Raw genomic sequence first — 20,631 nt, 5'->3', positions numbered from 1 at the left:
AAACATGCTTAACAGAATTATACATTTTGCGCTCCATAACCGCTTGCTGGTAATGGTAGCTACCACGCTGCTGCTGGTGATGGGCTCTTCTACGGCTGCCCGGATGGAAGTAGATGTGTTCCCTGATTTAACAGCGCCAACGGTAGTTATTTTAACCGAGGCCCACGGCATGGCCCCGGAAGAAACCGAACGTCTGGTTACTTTCCCGATTGAAACGGCCGTGAATGGCGCGACCAATGTGCGGCGGGTGCGGTCTTCATCTTCGGCGGGTATTTCTATTGTCTGGGTGGAATTTGAATGGGGAATTGATATTTTCCGGGCCCGCCAGATAGTAAGCGAACGCATGATTAGCGTAGCCGAACGCCTGCCGACCGGGGTGGGTAATCCCACGCTAGCCCCTAATTCTTCCATCATGGGCGAAATTATGCTGGTGAGCGTTACGGCCGATAAAACCAGTTTAATGGATCTGCGCACCCTGGCTGATTGGAATATCCGGCCGAGACTGCTGGCTATTGGTGGGGTGTCGCAGGTAGTGGTTATTGGCGGCGAATACAAACAATACCAGGTGCAAGCCTCCCCGCAGCGGATGCAATATTATAAAGTTTCTCTAAAGGAGCTACTCGAAGCCACCCAAAAAGCCAATACCAATGCGGCCGGGGGTTTTATGAATGAGTTCGGCAACGAATACATTATTCGGGGTATGGGCCGCACGAACGATTTAACGGAACTTGGCAATTCAGTTATCAAAGTCGTAAATGACTTACCGGTTAAAGTTAATGATGTGGCCGATATAAAAATTGGGTCAGCGATTAAAATCGGGGATGCTTCGCTTAAAGGAAATCCGGCGGTGATTTTAACGGTAATGAAGCAGCCGAACACCAATACCCTGAAATTAACCGATGAAATTGATGCGGCCCTAGAGGATTTAGACAAAACTTTGCCCCCGGATATTCATCTGAACACGCAGGTATTCCGGCAGGCAGATTTCATCAATGCCTCCATCAGCAACATTCAGAAAACCTTACTGGAAGGCTCCATTTTTGTGGTCATCATCCTGTTTTTATTTCTGATGAACTGGCGGGCCACTATTATTTCGTTGCTGGCCATTCCGGTTTCACTCCTAACGGCCGTACTAACCTTAAAATATCTGGGCTTCACCATTAATACGATGAGCCTAGGCGGTATGGCCATTGCCATTGGGGATTTGGTGGATGATGCTATTATTGACGTAGAAAATGTATTCCGGCGTCTAAAGGAAAATGCCCATTTACCGGTAGCCGAAAGACGGGATAAACTTACCGTTATCTACGAAGCTTCGACGGAAATCAGAAGCTCGGTTATCAATGCCACCTTTATCATTATTGTGGCTTTTGTGCCGCTGTTTTTCCTTTCGGGCATGGAAGGCCGGTTATTGGCCCCGCTGGGTATTGCCTTTATCGTTTCTTTATTCGCTTCTCTGATTGTGGCCATTACCCTAACCCCCGTGTTATGCAGTTTACTCCTGACGAAAGACAGTATGCTGCTGCGGCAGCACCGGGAAAGCTGGTTGGTACGCCAGCTGAACAACTGGTACGAAAAAGCGCTGGTTCGGGCTTTGCGGTTTAAAAAGCTAATTATTGGCGCTACCCTTGTGTTATTCGCGGTTACTTTGCTGGTTCTCTCCGGCTTAGGTCGCAGCTTCCTACCCGAATTTAATGAAGGCTCCCTAGTGGTAAGCGCCGTTAGTTTACCCGGCATTTCTTTGGAAGAATCGAACCGCATTGGTACCGCCATTGAAAAAACCTTACTAACGGTACCCGAAATAAAACTGACTACCCGCCGCACCGGCCGGGCCGAACTGGATGAACACGCGCAAGGTGTGAATGCTTCCGAAATTGATGCGCCTTTTACTTTGGAGGAAAGGAGCCGCGAGGAATTTATGGCCGATGTACGGGAAAAACTGGCCACCGTAGGCGGTGCTAATATTACCATTGGGCAGCCCATCGGTCACCGCATCGACCACATGCTTTCCGGTACGCGCGCCAATATTGCGATCAAAATATTCGGACCAGATTTACCCAGGCTCTTTGCATTATCCAAACAAATTCAAACCAGCATTGCGGGCACCAAAGGTTTGGTAGATTTGAGCGTAGAGCAGCAGGTAGAAATTCCCCAGATTCAGATAAAGGCCAAACGGGAAGTGCTGGCCAAATACGGTATTCCCATCGGCGAGTTTACCGAGTTTATTGATGTGGCTTTAGCCGGGGAGAAAGTATCGGAAGTGTACGAAGGCAACCGGAGCTTTGATTTGATTTTACGCTTTAACGACGAAAACCGGGGACGCATCGAGCATATCCGCAATACCTTAATTGATACCCACGAAGGCGACAAGGTACCGCTGCACCTGGTGGCCGAGGTAGTTTCTACTTCCGGCCCCAATACTATTAACCGGGAAAATGTACAGCGCAAAACGGTGGTATCGGCGAACGTAACCGGCCGGGACCAGAAAAGCGTGGTAGCCGAAATTCAGCAGAAGATAAACGCAGCCGTAAAGCTGCCGGAAGGCTACCGCATTGAGTACAGCGGCCAGTTTGAGAGTGAGGCCGAAGCTTCCCAAACGTTGTTGTATGCGTCCTTGCTGGCGCTCCTGGTTATTTTTCTGTTACTCTACGGGGAGTTTAAAGAAGTTAAGCTGTCGAGCTTAATTCTGGTGAATTTACCATTGGCCTTAATTGGCGGGGTGTTCTCCATTTACCTCACTTCAGGAATCATCAGCATTCCGGCCATCATTGGCTTTATTACCCTTTTTGGAATTGCCACCCGCAATGGTATTTTGCTCGTGTCGCATTACCAAACTTTGGAACAGGAAGGATATTCTTTAGCAGACACGATTATACAGGGTTCCCGCGACCGGCTCAGTCCAATTCTCATGACGGCCTTAACGGCGGCCTTAGCGCTTATACCCTTAGCCATGGCCGGGGATTTACCGGGCAATGAAATTCAAAGCCCCATGGCCAAAGTTATTTTGGGCGGCCTCCTCACTTCTACACTGCTCAATATTTTTATTGTACCCATTGTTTATTCCTGGATACACGCTAAGAAACAAACGCATGAAAATCTTAATTAAAGTAATAATTACGGCGCTGCTGGTAACCGGCATTTCGGAATTGAGCCGCCGGTATACCACGTTGGCAGCCATTCTGGCTTCTTTGCCTTTAACTTCTATCCTGGCCATGATTTGGCTGTACCTGGATACAAAGGATACCCAAAAGGTAAGTGATTTGTCTTATGGCATCTTTTGGGCGGTTTTACCCTCCCTGTTATTTTTCGTCGCCTTACCATTGTTACTGAAGGCCGGATTAAAATTCCCTTTAGCCTTGCTGGTATCTTGCGCTTTGATGGCGGGGTTTTACTTCGGCTACCTGGCTATTTTAAGAAAGCTGGGCATTACAGCCTTATAATTATATTATTGCATCCGATGAAAATAAAAATAATATTGGTTCTGGCTTGTTTATGGGGCGGTAGTTTCCCAATAAGCGCGCAAAGCTCCCTGGAAGAAGTACTGACGGCCGTTGGAAAAAATAACCGAGCCCTGGCCGCGAACAAACATTATCTGGAAGCGAAAAAACAAAGTTTCCGGACCGGTTTAAATCCGGCCAACCCGGTGGTAAATTATGATTACCTGAAAGGCAGTCCGGCCGAAGCCGGTAACCAGACGGATTTTGAGGTAATGCAAGCACTCGATTTCCCAACTACTTATTTCCGGAAACGCGATTTAGCTACCGAGCAGAGCAGGCAGGCGGAAGCGGAATGGCAGGTAAACCGGCAGCAAATTTTATTAGAGGCCAAACTGACTTACCTGGAATTAATTTACCAGAATAAAAGAGCCTTGGAGTTAGCCCGGCGCACCCGCCATCTGGAACGGCTGGCCGCCGATTTTCAGAAGCGTATACAACAAGGAGATATTGGTATTCTGGAGGTTAACAAAGCCAAATTACAGCTTATCCAAGTGCAAAACGAGCAACGGGTTCAGGCAGCAGATAGAGCGCTGCAAAATCAGAAACTAGCTGAGTTGAATGGGGGTACTCCCCTACCAGTTCAGGATACCACGTATCAGACCATACCGGCTTTGCCTCGCTTTGAAACCCTGGATAGCCTGATTGAAGCCAATGACCCCATTGTAAAAACGTTTGAGCAGCAAAAAGTAGTCAGCGAAAAGCAGGTCGCTGTGACCCGTGCGCTGACATTACCGAAACTGGAAACTGGGTACCATTACCAGGCTATTCTGGGACAGCGATACCAAGGGTTGCACCTGGGGGTTAGCATTCCGTTATGGGAAAATAAAAATACAGTACAGGCCCAATTAGCTGAGGTCAAATGGCGGGAAGCGCAATTGCAGGAGCATCGCCTGGAGCATCAATCGGTTAACCGCCAATGGTACACCCAGTACGAAAGCTTAGGGGAAACGCTCAAGGCTTATCGCGCCATTTTTACCTCGGCAAACAATCTGGCGTTGCTGCAGAAAGCATTACGGTTAGGTCAGATTTCAACTATCGTTTATTTCCAAGAGCTAGGTTATTTTTACAGCAGTTATGATACTTTCCAGAGAGCCGAAAAGGAATACCAGCAGGCAATTGCCCGGCTCTATAAGTTTCAATTATAAAAAATCAAAGATTCAGAATTTCTTTTGGAAATTATTGCTCTTAATTTATCATTGGAGGTGGCAACGCTTGTAAATTGCCTTAAGAAAAGACTTCCCTGTTGTGCCCAGAGTTGGCAAATCACTCTACGCACTTTTCGGATAGCTATTCTCTGATTAGCGTATAAAACAGATTATTTACTAATACTCAGCTACTGCTCATTCTTAAACATAACCGGCGCATTGCCATACAGCGGGGTCCGGCCATCCTATTTCCAAGTTCTGTGTCGTAAGACATATAATGATGTAGTAGGGTTATTTGTTATTCCTATAAGTTTGCGCTTAATAGTAGCTGCATCATTGCCTTATAATTATAAGAAAATGATGCTATATTTACCTTCACCCATGACTGGAATAAACATGGTGTTGGTGTCAGGCCTTTACAACTTTACTTTCTGCCCATATAGCCAATCACTGTTGTCAATCGGGACATACTCTCCGGCTAATACTTTTTTTATTCTGGCAACCCGCTCCTGGTTAACTTCTTTATCCTTAAGGTAGTGAAGGTTATTCGGAGAACGAATCATGGCTACCAAACCTAAATATTCATTCCAGGTTAGCTCCTTAAACGATTTGCTTAAATAAGCATTAGCGGCATTCTCAAACCCTTTAACTTCTTTGCCATTGTGTTGTCCCAGGTAAACTTCATTAATAAACAATTTTAAAATGGTGTCTTTAGGTGTCATGGGGTCAAAGGCAAACCGGGCAATCAAGGACTGTTTGATTTTTCCAATTCCGGGTTTAAACTTATCGAAATAATAAAATTTTACTAAGCCCTGACTAATAGTAGTTACGCCTGTCCCGGGGGTAGAGATATCGAAACCTTTATGGTTGTAAAAATTCTGGTCTTGAACTTTTAACAGCGCTTGTAATTGTTCATCCGTTAAATCATTCAGTTCCAGTTTCATTCTTCCGGAATTCAATGCCTCTTGCACGATGGCAGGAGTTTTCGTCCGGGCGTTTAAAACTACTGCCGTATAATAAACTAAAATTGCTATTAATAGGAGCCCAATAAATAATAAGATTCTTTTGGTTAGCTTCATATGAATTCTTTTCAATTTTAAAGACGGTTTACCTGTTGTGCGTAGCGTGAGCAAAGCGCTCTACGCCCTTTTCGGATTGTGGCAGCCAAAGCACTTCCTTTGATACCGGTGCTGTATTTCCCACTACTGCTACAAGTGACGGTAAGAATGTGTACTTATTTGTATCCCCACTTGAACCAGCTTCCTAGTGGGCAGAATCAAAATACTTTTACGATACAACAGGTGTCTTTGAAAGAAAGGAACCCGTTTTAGAATGGCTTGGTTCTAAAAGAGCATGCTTAACCTTTCTACCTGCTGGCCTCCTTACATTCTTATAAGTAAGAAAGCCGCACCTACAATATTTTCCTTAAGATTAATTTTTAAAAACAATAACATCTTGATTACCAGCATTATATTTATAAAAATAGTAGGAAAATACTGGATTTTTTCTTAAATTAAAAGAAAAAGCTATGAAAAAGGATATTCTACTTTTATTGATTTTGCTTTTCTTTTTCAGCTGCAAAGATGACAGTGAAAAAGACGCTAATCCTAATTTGGTTATAAATGAAAAAGGCATCGCAGGAATATGGGATTCAGAAATGGGTACACTAATTTATTATGACTCTCTAAAATCGAATGTTTATGAAGTACCCGTCGTTGTTGGATTAAGTGATTATAAGTTTACCGAAAACACAGTACAAGCTATGGATGGTTCGGGTTCAGTATACTCGGGTACATTCAAACTCTCAAATCCTGATAATAAAAATTACATCATAATATCTTTTAAAGAAAAGGGTGATGTAACTTTTGAAATAACTTTTCTATCGAAAAAAACGATGGTTTGGCAGCAGCCTTATCCGGTTTTAAAATATTCACGAACTGAAAACGAGGACGAGAATCGAAATGGGGATGCATATGAAATGCTTACTCTTTATGCTAAAAGCGTAACATTCCGGCAGCAATTTATTAAAAGGTAATTTTTCAGCTTTTGAAACAGTACCTGATAAATAAATAATTGCTCGTTAAATAGCGAGCCAATCCTGTTTTCGTTTATTTCTTTTCAATCCTAAGTAATACTTTTATAGATGGCTTAGCCCTCCCGTTAGCTGTTTTCTTTTAAGCTTTATTAACTCCTCTGTTGTGCGTAGCGTGAGCAAAGCACTCTACGCACAACAGAGGATAGCTAATCTCTGATTAGCGTATAAAACAAATTATTCCTAAACCGTACTTACTGCACATTCTTAAACATAACCGGCGCATTGCCATACAGCGGGGTCCGGCCATCCCATTTCTCAATAAACTGCTGCTGAATGAGTAAAGGCGTTAAAGCCTGCTGTTTTAATTCGTTAGCTTTCTTTTCGGCTTCGGCCTGGATGATTAATTTTTTAGCTTGAGCTTCGGCTACTTTTAATTCGTTTTCTACCTGCATGGCTTCCTGCACGGCTTTGTTTTTGGCATCAATGGCGCGTACAATGGCATCGGGGTATTGCAGACCACTGGTTAGCTGCTCCAGTTTAAAACCGTCGTTTTCCAGGGTAGCTGCCAGGGTGGCTTGTACATCGGCCTCAAACTTTTGCCGGTTACTGATGAGCTCATCCGTCGAATATTTGTTCATCTGGTTCCGGAAAGCGTCTTTTACGTAGTTGTAAAGCGTGGTGCGGGTAATTTCGTCAATGGTTTTCCGGTACTTCGAGAAGATATGCGGCGATTTACCCGGCGTAACGGCAAAAGAAATGGTAGGGTCGACGGTGAACACCGAACCATCTTTGGCATTTACATTAAAGGCATCGTAATCGGCTGTCTGAATAAAAATCGGAAATTCAAAAACATCTTCGGACAAAGGGTTGTAGAAAACGCGCCCGGTTACCAGCGACACATCCTGCACACCTTTGTCGGAGCCGTACATTTTTACCAGGATACCTTCGTGACCGGCATCGATGCGGGTACAACTAAAGGAAAGGCCGGTAATGATAAGTAGGAAGATAAATATGATAGGTATTAGCTTTTTCATGAGGTTTAGTGATTAAAGGTTAATTAGATTGGCTTAAATTAATTAAACCTTTGCTATATAACACAACCTCGCCCCTGATGCAAGGGTTAAAACCTCCTTTTATTTATCGGTAAATTTATTATCAACGTAAAAAGCCAGGTAACTGAAATATAAAGCAGTAATTTTCCGGTTTGCTTATACCTAGCCAACAATAAACCTTTTCACAACAGCAATTAAAAGAGCAATATTTAACTTCTTTTCGTATGAGTACTTCTAAATACCGGTATGCAACCTAAATTTATTCATGGCCTGGCATAAACTATTTAATTCTTCGGCAGAAGCAAAGGCTGCCATTCCGTTAACCAAAGCAAAATTATTTATTATAGATGGGCAGCGCATTTGTTTGGCGCAAACGGCGGCTGGCTTTTTTGCCGTAGATGATGAATGTCCGCATTTGGGTGAATCGTTGAGCAAAGGCACCACCAATTATTTAAACGAAGTGGTTTGCCCGTGGCACAACTACCGGTACAACCTGAACAATGGCGCCGAGTGCAAATACCGCACCCGATCCGTAAAAACGTATTCCATTAAAGAGGAAGCAGCAGGCTTGTATATTGAGGTTTAGAATATTTAAACCTTTATACAAGCCTTCTGCACATTATCAGATTATCACACTATCTCATATCCAAATTAGCACATTTTCAAATCAGCATATTAGCTCATTAACCTAATTACCCACCATAAACACAGCATTGCCAAAAAGCAGCTTACTGTTGTGCCAGAAAGCCCGAAACAAAGGATTATCGGCCATATATACCACCTGGCCGCGCCCCATGGTTTGGTGGCCGAGTACCAGGGTATCCTGCAACTTTTTGCGGGCCCGCACCCCGACAAACCCACTGGTGTAAATATCTTTTTTTAATACGCCTACATTCCAGCCATCTTTCATAAAACTAAAATTAATTACATCCTGAACCAGGGCAAAGTAAGTATCGCCGTAGCCAAAAGCCAGTGGGTGGGTATTATCCAGGCTTACCCGGTACACGCTGCCCTGCACCGCGTCCGAAATAGTCTGGCGTTCGCTTTCGCCGTAGGTTTTTAATAACGCATAAGGGTTTTTCCGGACTTCGGCCGAATCAGTGTCTTTTTTGCGGGTGAGCGCAAACCCGTGTTTACCGGCCAGAAAACCCGTAGCACTCTCCAGCGAAATTAATTTACCGCCGGCATTTACCCAATCTCTTACCTGGCTTAAGGTTTTGTCGGTTAAAATATCGGCGTAACTACCGCCGGGCAAAACCAGCACATCGAAATTACTCAGGGGCACCCGGTTAAAATATTCGGCATCTAATACCGTAACGGGATATTTAATCTGCTGCTCAAAAAAATGCCACACCTCGCCGAAAGCGGGCGGCGAAATGCCCTGGCCCGCCATTACCGCCACTTTGGGTTTGCGCAGGTAACGCACGCTGCCCGAACCAAAATCGACGCCGGTACTCACAAAGCCGGTTGGTGTAGGCGTTATTTGAATGCCCGCTTTCTCCGCTTCGGATTTTATAATGTTATCAAAGCTGGCGCCCAAGGCTTCGTTACCCGCCCGCGTAATAATTAAAGTACCGGGCGCATACGTTTCATCGTCGGTCTGGAAGGCTTTTTCGGAATACCTTATTTTAATATTATGGCGCAGCAAGGCACTCAAAAGTTGAATATCCGACAGGCTGTTCCAGCGGGCCAAATAAGCATAAGGCTGCGGAATGGCCGGCTTGGTAATGGTTTGGTTTAAAGCGATGGGCTGGGCCTGGGTTTGGTTTATTTTACCCGGTAAGGCGTAGGCCTGCAAACCAAAAGCGTAAGGAATAGCCCAGGCCGTTACATCGTAAGTTAAAGAATCTTCCAGCTTGGCAAAGGGCTCAAACAAAACTTTAATCAGCGTAGCTTTGGGCTGGTACAGGCTAATGGCCAAATCGTTTGTTTCAATTTTTACGCTCTCGTGTTTGCCGGTGGTATAATTAAACGCCCGCTGCGCCGAACTGCCCGACACAAAGCCGTATTTAATCTGCTGCCGGTCGAGGTAAGTGGTTAAGGCTTTTATTTTAGCTTCCTGGTTTCTGGTTTTCAGCACGTAGGTTTTATACGGCCCCGGTGGATTGGTGCGGTTGCGCTGGTAATATTTATCGAACTCCTGCAATACTTTGTCTTTGCGCTGGGCCACCGTTTCGATGGTGGCCAGACTGGCCGTGTAATGATGTGCTATCCGTTCGCCCAGGGTTAGCGTATCGCCATCGGCGCGGGCAAAAGCCAGGCCGGCCCTCCCCGACCCGCCTTGCTCATAGGTCATGGCAATAGCCCCGTTAAAGGTAGGCCAGGTGTCGCCGTAACTCGGGTAAAACAAGTCGTAAGTCTCACGGGTAAAGTACAGCCAGTTATTCTGGTCGAAATATTTGCGGTTGTTCTCGCCGATAATCTGCTGGAACTCGCGCTGCCAGGGCGTAATATCCTCGTGAAATGGTTTAGCCGCCGGCGAAAAATAATAAGTAGCCTCTCCGCTCATCTCATGAAAATCGGCGTGTAACTGCGGCATCCACTGGTTATACAAAGCAATGCGCTGCTGCGATTCCTGCTGGGTTTGCCAGGCCAAATCGCGGTTTAAATCAAATAAATAATGGTTAAAACGGCCACCGGGCCAGGGCTCCTGGTGCTCACGCGCCCAGGGGTTAGCATTGGGTACGGCATTGGCTACCCCGTTGTACCACTGCACGTAGCGCTCGCGCCCATCGGGGTTTACACACGGGTCTATTAACACCACTGTATTTTTTAACCAGCCTTGGGTACGCTCGTTGGCCGGATTAAGTAAATCGTATAAAACTTGTAATACCGCTTCCGACGATACGGCTTCGTTGCCGTGCACATTATAACTTAGCCAAATAATGGCCGGCTGGTTGGCTGTAGGCTGACCATTTTGCAAACCAATTCGTTTTAAATTATTCTGCCGGATTTCTTCTAAGCGGTTAATACGTTCTTCAGCAGAGATGGCTGCCAGGTACAAAGGCCGGCCTTCGTAAGTAGTACCGTAAGTTTGCAGCTTCAGGCGACTGGGGGCTTGGCGGCTTAAATATTCGAGGTAGCGTACCAAATCGCTGTGGCGGGTAAAACGGGTGCCGGGTTTATAACCCAGAAACTGCTCCGGATTTTGCAGCAGTGTTTGGCCGTAGCCGGGCAACATAAAAATCGTAAAAAAAAATATAAGTAATAACTTAACCTTCGCGTACATACTAGGAATTAACGGTTATTTAAAATTACTTTGAAAGCCGGTTAAAGTTGCTTTATAAATTTCATACTACCAAGTTTAGCCCGGCAAACCAATTTATTCAGATTTGGCCGGAAAAGTTAAGGCACTGTGGAATTAATACTTTCTAGTAATGTACAATTATATTTATGTCGGAAATAAAATTTGAAACCCTGGTAAAAAAGGCTTTGGATGCGGACACCCCAGGCTTGTTTGATAAAAGTGAAGCCGTGGTTTACAAAGAATTTGAACTGGCTGAGGCTCGGCAGCGTGCCCAGCGCGGCCAAACCGTACCCGGCGACAACTTACATTATAAATTTGAAAAGGTGCGTTTAGGCGTAGCCATTGCCTTAATGCAGGTTTTTTCGGACATGGCCGACGATGACGAAAGCAAGAAAGTACTGGATATTCTTAAACGAGCGGCCAAAGGCAGCAGCATTGCTCAGATTGATGCCATTATTACGAAAGAAGCCAAGGCTTTCGACAGCCTCTATCAGGATTTATTTATAAACGATGACGGCGAAATGCTCCTGGATTTATTTCAGCGTACGTTGCACGCCGACTCAAAATCTGAAATGGATGGCATTATAAACGAGAGCCTTAAGTTGCTGGACATAATTAAAGAATAAATATATTCAAGAACTCTAATTTTTTCATGTAATCTTCATCTTGACTTTATACTTTGGTACCCTAAACTCAAACCAAAGCAAACCCAGATGAAAAAAATAATCGCCACTTTAGGTGTTGCCTTTATTTTTAGTACGGTGCAGGCCCAGACTACCAAATCAGTTCCAGCCCAAACCCGCCCCGAAAAAAACAACCACGGCACCGTGGTTAGCACCGCCGCCCACCAGACTTATCCGCAATCGGAAAAAGGTAAATTTATTAGCCGCATTGCCCGGTCTAAAAGCAGAATAGTTGGCGCCAAAAAACAACCTACGGTTAATCCTAAAAAGCTAAGCACCAGCAAGCCCCAAAACCCGAAAGCCAAAGGCCTGCAAATAAATCGTCCTGCCCGCCCGGTGCCGGCCCAGCGGCGCATACTGGTACAAAGGCCAACCAGCAAAGGGCAGAGCGTACGACTAAACCGGCCCAATCCGGTGCGCCGCCCGGTTGGGAATGGCCGTTTTACCCAAGTCGGGCGAGGCTAATTCATCTGCCTAAGTAAGCAGACAAAATTACTTTGGCATACAAACTAAGGCAAAACGCTTTATTTCAACACCATACATACTTAAAACTTATTACTTAAAACTTTCTACGTGCTTAACTTTTTACCGCAACGCTCCGGAGCGCGGGATAAATATTGTATAACCAAGGAATAATAAGAGCAGTAGATCGGTCAGTATTAAATAATCTGCTAAGTTAATATTTGCAAACCGCTATTTAGCCAACCCCATCGCAACATTATGTGCTTATTTCTGTTGATGGCATAGACTCAAAATATTATCTGCAAAAATTCATGTATTCTTCATCTTTGCTTAATAACTTAGTATAATTATTTATATAAATAAATATCAGAATAGTCGAAACCCAGATAAATGAAAATATTTTTTGCTGCAGTAGCTTTTATTCTTTTGGCTGCAGCGGCGGATGCCCGGCACATGGTGTCCGATAACCCTAATCTTTACCCCGTTACCGAAATCATTGATAGCGGTTCGGAAAGAAGTTTGCTTGCCCCGGATGCCGAACCGAATAATATGCCGGAAGAGGTTATGGTGGCCAATAGCCATAAAAGTTTGTTTAAAAGCTTAAAAGCTAAAATAACCCAACAGAAACCAGAGGCTGCGGCCGATAATACGCCGCAGCAAGACCAGAACCCGGCTAACCGGGAAACCAGCCTGGACCAGGCCAAAAATCCGCAGGAAGTTAAGGCTATACCCAAGGCGCGTCGGGTAGAAAAACCGGCGAAAGTAGAGGGCAGCAGCGCCAAGCGGCCATCGATGGGTAGCGCCAAACGCGGCAATACCAGTGCAGCCCGGCCAAATGCCGCGTCTGCTAAACCAGACCGGGGAGCTAACCCTAACCAGGTTAACCGCCCCGCCCGGGCAGGCAGGCCTACGGGTGGGGGCCGTCCGGATCATGCCGGAAATCCGAATAGGGGCAAAGGCAAAGATTAATTTTTTTGCAGATTTAACAAAAACACCTGCCTCTCGTGTAGGTGTTTTTGTATATTTACAAATACGATGGTGGGCTGGAGATACATGAAACATCTTATTTGCATTATTTTAATCCTCTTTTGTTACCGGGCCGGGGCCGGTACAAACCAGGTGGTACAGGACAATAACGATACTACCACCGTAGAGACGGCCGATAGTACCCGGAATTCTTTTTCTGTGGGTTTGCTGGCGGGTAATAATTCTTACTTTTTCGGCCGGAGCACGGATGTGGCCTACCCGTACCTGGCAGCTAACTTTAGCTACAAGCTTAAATCCGGCTTTTGGGTGGGTACTACTCTGTATCACATCAAAGGCGTTAAAAACTACATCGACGAAACCAACCTTTCGGCCGGCTGGGATTTTACCCTATCCGACCGGCTGGATGGCAGCTTAAGCTATACCCGTTATATTTACGGCTCCGATAACCCGCTGCTGCAATCGGTGGCTTCAAACCTGGCTACGGCTACCTTGAGCTACGACTGGTCTTTTCTTTACACCAGCCTGACGGCCAATTACCTTTTCGGCGAGTTTAACGATGCTTTCCTGTCGCTGAATAATTCCCGATATTTTGAGAAGAAGGGTATTTTCAGCCAAACCGATTACCTGGGCGTAGATCCAGCTATTAACTTACTCGCCGGCACCCAATTTTTTACCCAGAGTTACACTACTAAAATTGAGGAAGCCAATACCGGCAACAACGGAAACGGTAATGGAAATAACGGGAATGGAAATGGTAATTCCGGCAATAATGGTAATAACGGTAACGGAAACAATGGTAATGGCAACGGCAATAATGGAAACGGGAACGGCAATGGGAATAATGGCAATGGCAATGGTAATAACGGGAACGGCAATGGCAACGGCGGCAACAACGGTAATGGAAACAATGGAAATTCCGGTAACAATGGCAACACCGGCAATGGCAACAGTGGCACCGGAACTGGTACCGGCACTACCACTACTATAACCACCACCATCATCCAGGAGTCTAAATTCACCCTCCTGAACTACGGATTTACGTTACCGGTTATTTACGGCTTTGGCAATAACTCTTTTGAATTATCGTGGCGTTATCTAATTCCTACCAACGTGCCGACCGAATTTAGTTCTAAACCCCGCTCCTTTCTTACATTCAGTTACTACCACACCTTCTAAATTGTTTAACAAAGGTTACTTTCGGATATGCACGTATTAATTGTTGAAGATGAAATAAACCTGGCAAAAGAACTGCAGCACTTCTTAACGAAAGCCAATTACAACTGCGACCTTTCCCTGACCGGCAAAGATGCCTCCGAGAAAATTGCGGTTAACCTTTATGATTTTGTTCTACTGGATTTAACCCTGCCCGATTACGAAGGGTTAGACTTACTCGCCGAAGCCCGGCAGGTAGGCCAGGAAGCTGCTTTTATTATATTAACGGCCCGCGGCGAACTCGACGACCGCCTGAAAGGCCTGGAATTGGGCGCCGATGATTACCTACCCAAACCTTTTTCGCTGCTGGAACTGCAAGCCCGCATGCAGGCTATTATCCGCCGTAAATTCGGCCTGAAGAAAACCAAACTCACCATTGGCCAATTTGAAGTAGATACTAATAATTATACGGTTAAACACGACCAGCACAATATTAACTTAACCAAGAAAGAACTCGATATTTTAACTTACTTGCTATTGCACAAAAACCGCGTACTTACCCGGCTGCAGCTAAGCGAACACATCTGGGGCAATATTCTGGAAGACGACTACGACTCTAACTACATTGATGTGCATATTAAAAATATCCGCAAAAAGCTGGGCGCTTACGGCGAAACCAGTTGGCTCGAAACTGTACGGGGTATGGGTTACCGCATTAATGTAGCCAATAGTTAAGTTGTAATAGCTTTAGCCTTTCAAATTTTATCAGGATTGCCTGCCATCTCTTGCTTATTTAATACCTGCTCAACGACTATTTACCACCCGAAATAAATTGTTTACGCCAATACCTTCGGATTCTGCCAAATCGGAATAATCAGTGAAATTACAAAACAAGTTAGCTTCCTATAATGCGCTCTCCAAGCTCATTATTATCTTAATATTTGTGCTGCTGCTTCCGCGTATTGTTGATTACCAGGCCAGACGTCAGACGGATGTGCGGCTGCGGCAACAGCGCGATAAGGTATTAAATAGCATTAGCACCGGTGGTATTGCGCAGTACCTGGTACCGGGCCAGGATTCTGTGTTTAGCAGTTATAATATTTTCTCTAAAGAAGACTACATTACCCTGGAGCAGATTGCGCCGCCGCAAAAAAGTATTTATTTTATCGAAACCGCTAAACGCGAAGTAGAGGGTATTCAGATAGACTTCCGGATTTTAACCAACACCTTTCGGGTAGGCCGCAACTGGTACCTGATGGAATTAGGTTATAGCCTGGCCTCAGTTTCCGAAAATAATGTAGTTATTCAGCGGTTTGCCTTAATCTTGCTCATCAGTATGGTATTGCTAACCATTGCTTCGGATATTTATTTTACCAAATACCTGCTCTCGCCGCTGAATATTATTGTCCGGACCAAATTACAGAACCTGCGCTCACCGGCCGATTTTAAGTTTCCGCGAATAAAAACCACTACCTCCGACTTTAAGCACCTCGACAACAGCATCCACGAAATGATGGAACGCATCGAGCAGGCCTTTCAGCAGGAACGGGAATTTATTGCCAATGCCTCCCACGAGTTGCTCACGCCGGTTTCCATTCTGCAGCATAAACTCGAAAATCTGAACGACCACGCCGATACTTCGCCGGAAATGCAGGTAAAGTTTTACGAGATGCAGAAAACCATCAGCCGGTTAAAAAATATTATTAAAACGCTCCTGCTCATTTCCCGCATCGAAAACGAGCAGTTTATCAAAGAAGAATCGGTATCGGTAAAGGCGCTGCTCGACGAAGTAAACGACGAAATATCTTACCGCCTGGAAGACAAAGAGATTTCCCTGGAAATGAATCTGAAGGAGAACTTTATCTGCCAGCCGTGTAATAAATCCTTGCTCTTTAATATGTTTTTTAACCTGATTAACAACGCTATTAAGTATAATAAAACCGGGGGTAAAATTTGCATAAACGGCCAGTTACAGAACGGGCATTACCAACTGGAATTTACCGATACCGGCGTTGGCATTTCTCCCGAGCGGTTACCTACTATCTTTTACCGGTTCAAAAAAATCAGCCGGGGCACCGCCGAAAGCTTTGGCCTGGGCCTACCCATTGTGCAAACCATCGCCAATTACCACCAGATTAAAATAGAAGTACATTCGGTAGTAGACCAGGGCAGCACTTTCCGGCTGTTGTTTCCGCGTTAAATCTTAAAGCAATTAGCTTCTCCACTACAGAATCAGATAATAATTCTGTTATCAAACTACAATTCTGTATTAAATCCTGCTCCTACAATTATTAAAGTTAGGTAAGAGCTGGTAAATTCACGCCTCAGAACTTGAGGTACTTTGTATGGAAATTACCCTTACCACCCCGGCATTGTTATTTCCGGCTATTTCGTTGCTGCTGCTGGCTTTTACCAACCGGTTTATTGCCCTGGCCTCGCTGGTGCGCAACCTGAAAGAGCAATACGTGCGTACCCATAGCACTTTGCTGATGAGCCAGATTAGCAACCTGCGCGAGCGGCTTATATTAATCCGGAACATGCAAACCCTGGGCATTAGTAGCATGTTTATGTGCGTACTGTGTATGTTCGTGCTTTTTGCCGGCGAGCTCACTATTGGCAAATATTTGTTTGCCTTTAGCCTGGTTTTGTTAATGGCCTCACTCGCCCTTTCTATCCGGGAAATCCAGATTTCGGTAAATGCCTTAAAAATTGAGTTAAGTGATATGGAAGATAGGGAAAATCAGAAGCACCAGGCACTATAAAAATACCCGGTAAGAAAGAAAGAAACCTTTTTTCTGCAGGTTAAACTTTGCAAAGCAGGGGTATTATGGTAGTTATCAGGTAATGTTATTGCGTATTTAAAGGGTAATTGAAATGCACCACTTTCTCAGCTATCCCGCCCGTTGAACGATAAAATTCCAGGGCGTAGTCATCTACTTCATCGGCTTGTACAAAGACTTCTTCTACTCCAATTTGCTTACAGTAATCATTTATTTCAGCTATTAACCTGCTCCCGATTCCTTTCCGCTGAAATTCCGTTTTTACCGCGAGGTCGAAGATATAAACCAGCGGCCTGGTGGAATAATATTGGTCCAAGGTATAGGCCGTTAGGCCACCTACCACTTTATTATCGGATATAGCGACAAAAACGTAAAACCTATCTTTTTCTAACAGTTGCTGCAGGTAAGCTCGCACCGGCATCTTCCAATTTTTCATCTGGAAAACATCCTCAAATACCCGAATAAGTGCTACAAATTCGTCAATATCTGTCTTTCCTAGTCTCTTTATTTCAGGTTGCATTTTTGTTACAGGTTACTGCTCCAGGGAGTACACGGCTTACAAATCAGAAAAACATTCGGAAAGTTGAGCAGCTAAAGTACAGCTATATTGCTGATAGTATGATGCATCTGAGAAAGCTGGAAATTAAGCCTTAATCCGGTGCTTTAGCCTATCCACGAGTACAGCGCCCACGATAATTACGCCAATGATAATTTCCTGCACGTAATTAGGTAAGCCCAACATATTACAACCATTGCGCAACACCGCCATAATTAAAGCGCCAATAATAGAACCCAGGGCACTGCCTTCTCCCCCGCTTAGGGAGCCGCCCCCAATTACCACAGCCGCAATAATATCCAGTTCCATCCCATTAGCAGCGGTGGGGTCGCCTACCGTTAGGTTGCTGTACTGCATAATTGAGGCAACGCCGGTAAAAAAGGCGCTAAAGGTGTAAATGGCTGTTTTGTAATATTTCACCGGAATGCCGCACAGGCGGGCGGTTTGTTCGTTGGAGCCAATGGCAAATATGTAGCGGCCAAAAACCGTGTACCGCAGCAGCACCGTCATCAGAATAAACAAGATTAAGGTAATCCAAACGCCCGGACCGAAAAAGAGCCACTCGGGTTGGGGGTCGAGCAGCATTAAATCCTGTAGCCAGTTCGGAGGCGTTGTAACGGTTTGTTCTTTGGCAATCCATTTGGCAACGCCGCGGGCAATCTGCATCATGCCCAGGGTAACAATAAAAGGCACAATATTAAACCCCGAAATAAAGCGCCCAATAATAAAACCGCACACGGCACAGGCAGCAATGGCCGCTAAGGCCGCCAGCAAAGGCCACATAAATCCCATTTCGGCCCCGGTATCGCCCATATTCAGCACCGTAGCTACGACTACCGTACCCAAAGCAATCTGCGAGCCGACACTTAAATCTATGCCGCCCGAAATAATAATCATGGTCATGCCAAAAGCCGCAATCCCTACAATCACACTCTGGGTTAGTATGGTTTTAATATTATAAACCGAGGTAAATGCCGGCGGGCACAGAATAGAAAATAAAACAAAAACAAAAATTAAACCCAGAAAAGGGCCAAACTGGGACAATACTTTTTTACCGGTAATATTCATGTGGTGGAGAGCGGTAAGCGATTAATTATTGTGGTGTATATTTTAGAACTTACTTTTAAATTTTCAAGGAATAATACTCTCTAAATAGAGAAGCACAGATTAAAGTAATTAGTATTTAAATTGGATATTTCAACTGAACCAGATTAGCATTATTTTATCTGGCTCCTTCCTGTACTTAACTTTCAGCCTCAACACCTGAAGTAGCAAAGTGCATAATGTCGTCTTCGGTCCAGTCTTTTATTGGTTTAATATTAGATAACTGCCCCCGGTACATTACCCCCAGGGTATCGCAAATACCTAATAACTCGGGCAGGTACGAACTAACTACCACAATGGCTTTGCCTTGCCCGGCCAGCGTTTGGATGAGGCGGTAAATTTCGGCCTTGCTACCCACATCAATGCCCCGGGTGGGCTCGTCTAAAAACAAAATATCGCTGTTGTGGTGCAGCAGGCGGGCAATGCAAACTTTTTGCTGGTTGCCACCCGATAAACTGCTGATAGGCGCCAGCGGATCTTGGCTTTTTACCTGTAACTGCTGCATCCAGTCGGCGGCGCCCGCCTGCTCCCGCTGTAGATTTAACAAACCATTTTTAGCATATTTGTTTAAAGCCGATAAAGTTAAATTAGTAGCAATAGATAAATTTAAAGCCAGCCCTTCTTCTTTGCGGTTTTCGCTGAGCAAATCCAAATCAGCATTCAGGGCCTGGTTTGGGTTTAGGTAGATGGCCTGTAAATCGGGTTTTCCTTTAATTTTTACCTGACCTTGCCGGACCTTTTCCAGCCCAAAAATACTCCGGATAACTTCGGAGCGGCCAGCACCTACCAAACCCGAAATGCCTAATATTTCGCCGCGGCGCAAAGTAAAAGAAACGGTTTTGTGGTAAGGTTGGGTAACCAGGCTATCTACCTGCAGCACGGTTTCGCCGAGTTGGTGGGGTATGGCCGGGTACAACTCATCAACGGAGCGCCCAATCATGTGACGGATTAAACCCGGCGTAGAAATTTCGGTGAGGTTACCAGTAGCTACCGTTTCGCCGTCGCGCAACACGGTATAGCGGTCGCAAACAGCAAAAACTTCTTCCAGAAAATGGCTGATGTAAATAACCGAAATACCTTTTTCTTTTAACCGCCGGATTACCCCGAATAAAGCCTGGGCATCGGCCGCCGTTAAAGAACTGGTTGGTTCATCCATAATTACCACGCGGGCATCGGTAACCAAAGCCCGGGCAATTTCTACTAGTTGCTGTTTGCCAATGCTTAATCTGTTTACGGCCATGTTCGGGCGCAAATTTTCCTGCCCCAGCCAGGTCAGCGCTTCGTGTACTTTTTGCTTCTGGTTTTGCAAAAACCCGAATTTTGTTTTCTCCAGACCCAGCAGAATATTTTCTTCTACGGTCAGGTGCGGCGCCAGCATGAGTTCCTGGTAAATCATAGCAATACCGGCCAGCCGCCCTGCCGCCGGCGAATGGGGTTTATACTCCCGGCCATCCAGGTACATGTTGCCGCTATCGGGCTGGTGGGCCCCACTAAGTACTTTCATTAAAGTACTTTTGCCGGCACCGTTTTCGCCCACCAGCGCGTGTACTTCGCCGGCTTTTACCTGTAGGTTTACCTGCCGCAACGCTTTTACCGGGCCAAAACTTTTGGCCATATTCTCCAGACGCAAGAGCCAATTGCCGGCTACTGCCGATTCCTGCTGCATGTTGTATATATTTTTAACTTTTAGTTAAGTTTTTAGAAGAAGTAAAGCAGGCGCTATTATACAAAATAAAAACCTGTTCAGAATTTTGGCCTGAATCCACTGACCGGCTTAATATACCCCAAACAACCCTGCTCCTGGTCAACTGCAAGCTAATATTAATCCGGCATAATTGGCTACATCGTTACTAAAACACTTTAGCAAACTACGTTCGTCAAACCCAGCCTATTTTTGGCTTAAAAGATATAGCCACGGCCATTTACCAGCC

The 20,631-nt window shown here is 45.2% G+C and carries 18 protein-coding genes; 12 read left to right on the top strand and 6 right to left on the bottom strand.

The features are described from left to right. The first annotated feature begins 4 nt into the window (after positions 1 to 4). Genes AAE02nite_RS14560 through AAE02nite_RS14550 form a run of 3 tightly spaced genes read left to right on the top strand, consistent with a single transcriptional unit; the run spans position 5 to position 4,642 of the window. A complete protein-coding gene (locus tag AAE02nite_RS14560) occupies positions 5 to 3,106 on the top strand; it encodes an efflux RND transporter permease subunit (protein ID WP_146898735.1) in 3,102 nt (1,033 codons plus the stop codon). After that, positions 3,090 to 3,440: a DUF3147 family protein gene (locus AAE02nite_RS14555; protein ID WP_146898733.1), complete on the top strand. Its 351-nt coding sequence runs from the start codon at positions 3,090 to 3,092 to the stop codon at positions 3,438 to 3,440. Before AAE02nite_RS14560 ends, AAE02nite_RS14555 begins: the two co-directional genes overlap by 17 nt. A 17-nt stretch (positions 3,441 to 3,457) precedes the next feature. Continuing rightward, a complete protein-coding gene (locus AAE02nite_RS14550) occupies positions 3,458 to 4,642 on the top strand; it encodes a TolC family protein (protein ID WP_146898731.1) in 1,185 nt (394 codons plus the stop codon). A gap of 416 nt (positions 4,643 to 5,058) precedes the next feature. Here the strand turns inward: AAE02nite_RS14550 and AAE02nite_RS14545 are convergent, their stop codons facing one another. Continuing rightward, positions 5,059 to 5,586 (bottom strand): transglycosylase domain-containing protein, encoded by a 528-nt coding sequence (locus tag AAE02nite_RS14545; RefSeq protein WP_170252609.1) that lies wholly within the window; start codon positions 5,584 to 5,586, stop codon positions 5,059 to 5,061. Positions 5,587 to 6,170: 584 nt separating this feature from the next. Here AAE02nite_RS14545 and AAE02nite_RS14540 point away from each other — a divergent pair. Then, positions 6,171 to 6,677: a hypothetical protein gene (locus tag AAE02nite_RS14540; protein ID WP_146898727.1), complete on the top strand. Its 507-nt coding sequence runs from the start codon at positions 6,171 to 6,173 to the stop codon at positions 6,675 to 6,677. A 251-nt stretch (positions 6,678 to 6,928) separates the two neighbouring features. Here the strand turns inward: AAE02nite_RS14540 and AAE02nite_RS14535 are convergent, their stop codons facing one another. Beyond that, a complete protein-coding gene (locus tag AAE02nite_RS14535; RefSeq protein ID WP_146898725.1) occupies positions 6,929 to 7,711 on the bottom strand; it encodes a prohibitin family protein in 783 nt (260 codons plus the stop codon). A 283-nt stretch (positions 7,712 to 7,994) separates the two neighbouring features. Here AAE02nite_RS14535 and AAE02nite_RS14530 point away from each other — a divergent pair, with 283 nt between their 5' ends. After that, positions 7,995 to 8,315: a Rieske (2Fe-2S) protein gene (locus AAE02nite_RS14530; protein ID WP_146898722.1), complete on the top strand. Its 321-nt coding sequence runs from the start codon at positions 7,995 to 7,997 to the stop codon at positions 8,313 to 8,315. Between the two features lie 102 nt (positions 8,316 to 8,417). On the opposite strand, the gene AAE02nite_RS14525 is transcribed toward AAE02nite_RS14530, so the two are convergent. Then, positions 8,418 to 10,958, bottom strand: coding sequence for a M14 family metallopeptidase (locus AAE02nite_RS14525; RefSeq protein WP_146898719.1), 2,541 nt, complete (start codon positions 10,956 to 10,958; stop codon positions 8,418 to 8,420). A gap of 164 nt (positions 10,959 to 11,122) precedes the next feature. Here AAE02nite_RS14525 and AAE02nite_RS14520 point away from each other — a divergent pair, with 164 nt between their 5' ends. The 7 genes from AAE02nite_RS14520 (at position 11,123) to AAE02nite_RS14490 (ending at position 17,022) form a co-directional block, all read left to right on the top strand. Further along, positions 11,123 to 11,602, top strand: a complete 480-nt coding sequence (locus AAE02nite_RS14520; protein ID WP_146898716.1) for a hypothetical protein — start codon at positions 11,123 to 11,125, stop codon at positions 11,600 to 11,602. Positions 11,603 to 11,689: 87 nt separating this feature from the next. Further along, positions 11,690 to 12,124: a hypothetical protein gene (locus tag AAE02nite_RS14515; protein ID WP_146898713.1), complete on the top strand. Its 435-nt coding sequence runs from the start codon at positions 11,690 to 11,692 to the stop codon at positions 12,122 to 12,124. A gap of 387 nt (positions 12,125 to 12,511) precedes the next feature. Further along, entirely contained in the window at positions 12,512 to 13,090 is a 579-nt protein-coding gene (locus tag AAE02nite_RS14510) for a hypothetical protein (protein WP_146898710.1), read from the top strand. Between the two features lie 84 nt (positions 13,091 to 13,174). Further along, the gene (locus AAE02nite_RS26500; RefSeq protein ID WP_176599786.1) at positions 13,175 to 14,284 is read left to right on the top strand and encodes a hypothetical protein; all 1,110 of its coding nucleotides are present in this window, start codon (positions 13,175 to 13,177) and stop codon (positions 14,282 to 14,284) included. A 27-nt stretch (positions 14,285 to 14,311) separates the two neighbouring features. Next, complete coding sequence (locus AAE02nite_RS14500) at positions 14,312 to 14,995, top strand: response regulator transcription factor (RefSeq protein ID WP_146898707.1); 684 nt, start codon at positions 14,312 to 14,314, stop codon at positions 14,993 to 14,995. A gap of 142 nt (positions 14,996 to 15,137) precedes the next feature. Beyond that, positions 15,138 to 16,460: a sensor histidine kinase gene (locus tag AAE02nite_RS14495; RefSeq protein WP_146898704.1), complete on the top strand. Its 1,323-nt coding sequence runs from the start codon at positions 15,138 to 15,140 to the stop codon at positions 16,458 to 16,460. A 145-nt stretch (positions 16,461 to 16,605) separates the two neighbouring features. After that, positions 16,606 to 17,022, top strand: a complete 417-nt coding sequence (locus tag AAE02nite_RS14490; RefSeq protein WP_146898701.1) for a DUF2721 domain-containing protein — start codon at positions 16,606 to 16,608, stop codon at positions 17,020 to 17,022. A gap of 85 nt (positions 17,023 to 17,107) precedes the next feature. Here the strand turns inward: AAE02nite_RS14490 and AAE02nite_RS14485 are convergent, their stop codons facing one another. From AAE02nite_RS14485 to AAE02nite_RS14475, 3 genes are all read right to left on the bottom strand, one after another. Further along, complete coding sequence (locus AAE02nite_RS14485) at positions 17,108 to 17,560, bottom strand: GNAT family N-acetyltransferase (protein WP_146898698.1); 453 nt, start codon at positions 17,558 to 17,560, stop codon at positions 17,108 to 17,110. Positions 17,561 to 17,683: 123 nt separating this feature from the next. Next, a complete protein-coding gene (locus AAE02nite_RS14480; protein ID WP_146898695.1) occupies positions 17,684 to 18,664 on the bottom strand; it encodes an ABC transporter permease in 981 nt (326 codons plus the stop codon). 175 nt (positions 18,665 to 18,839) lie between these two features. Further along, entirely contained in the window at positions 18,840 to 20,366 is a 1,527-nt protein-coding gene (locus AAE02nite_RS14475; protein WP_146898692.1) for a sugar ABC transporter ATP-binding protein, read from the bottom strand. Positions 20,367 to 20,631: the final 265 nt, after the last annotated feature.

It is taken from the genome of Adhaeribacter aerolatus, assembly GCF_007991635.1.
In the GTDB taxonomy this organism is placed as follows: Bacteria; Bacteroidota; Bacteroidia; order Cytophagales; family Hymenobacteraceae; genus Adhaeribacter; species Adhaeribacter aerolatus.
Note: the sequence above shows the minus strand (reverse complement) of the source record. Positions and strands in the feature narration are given on the sequence as shown.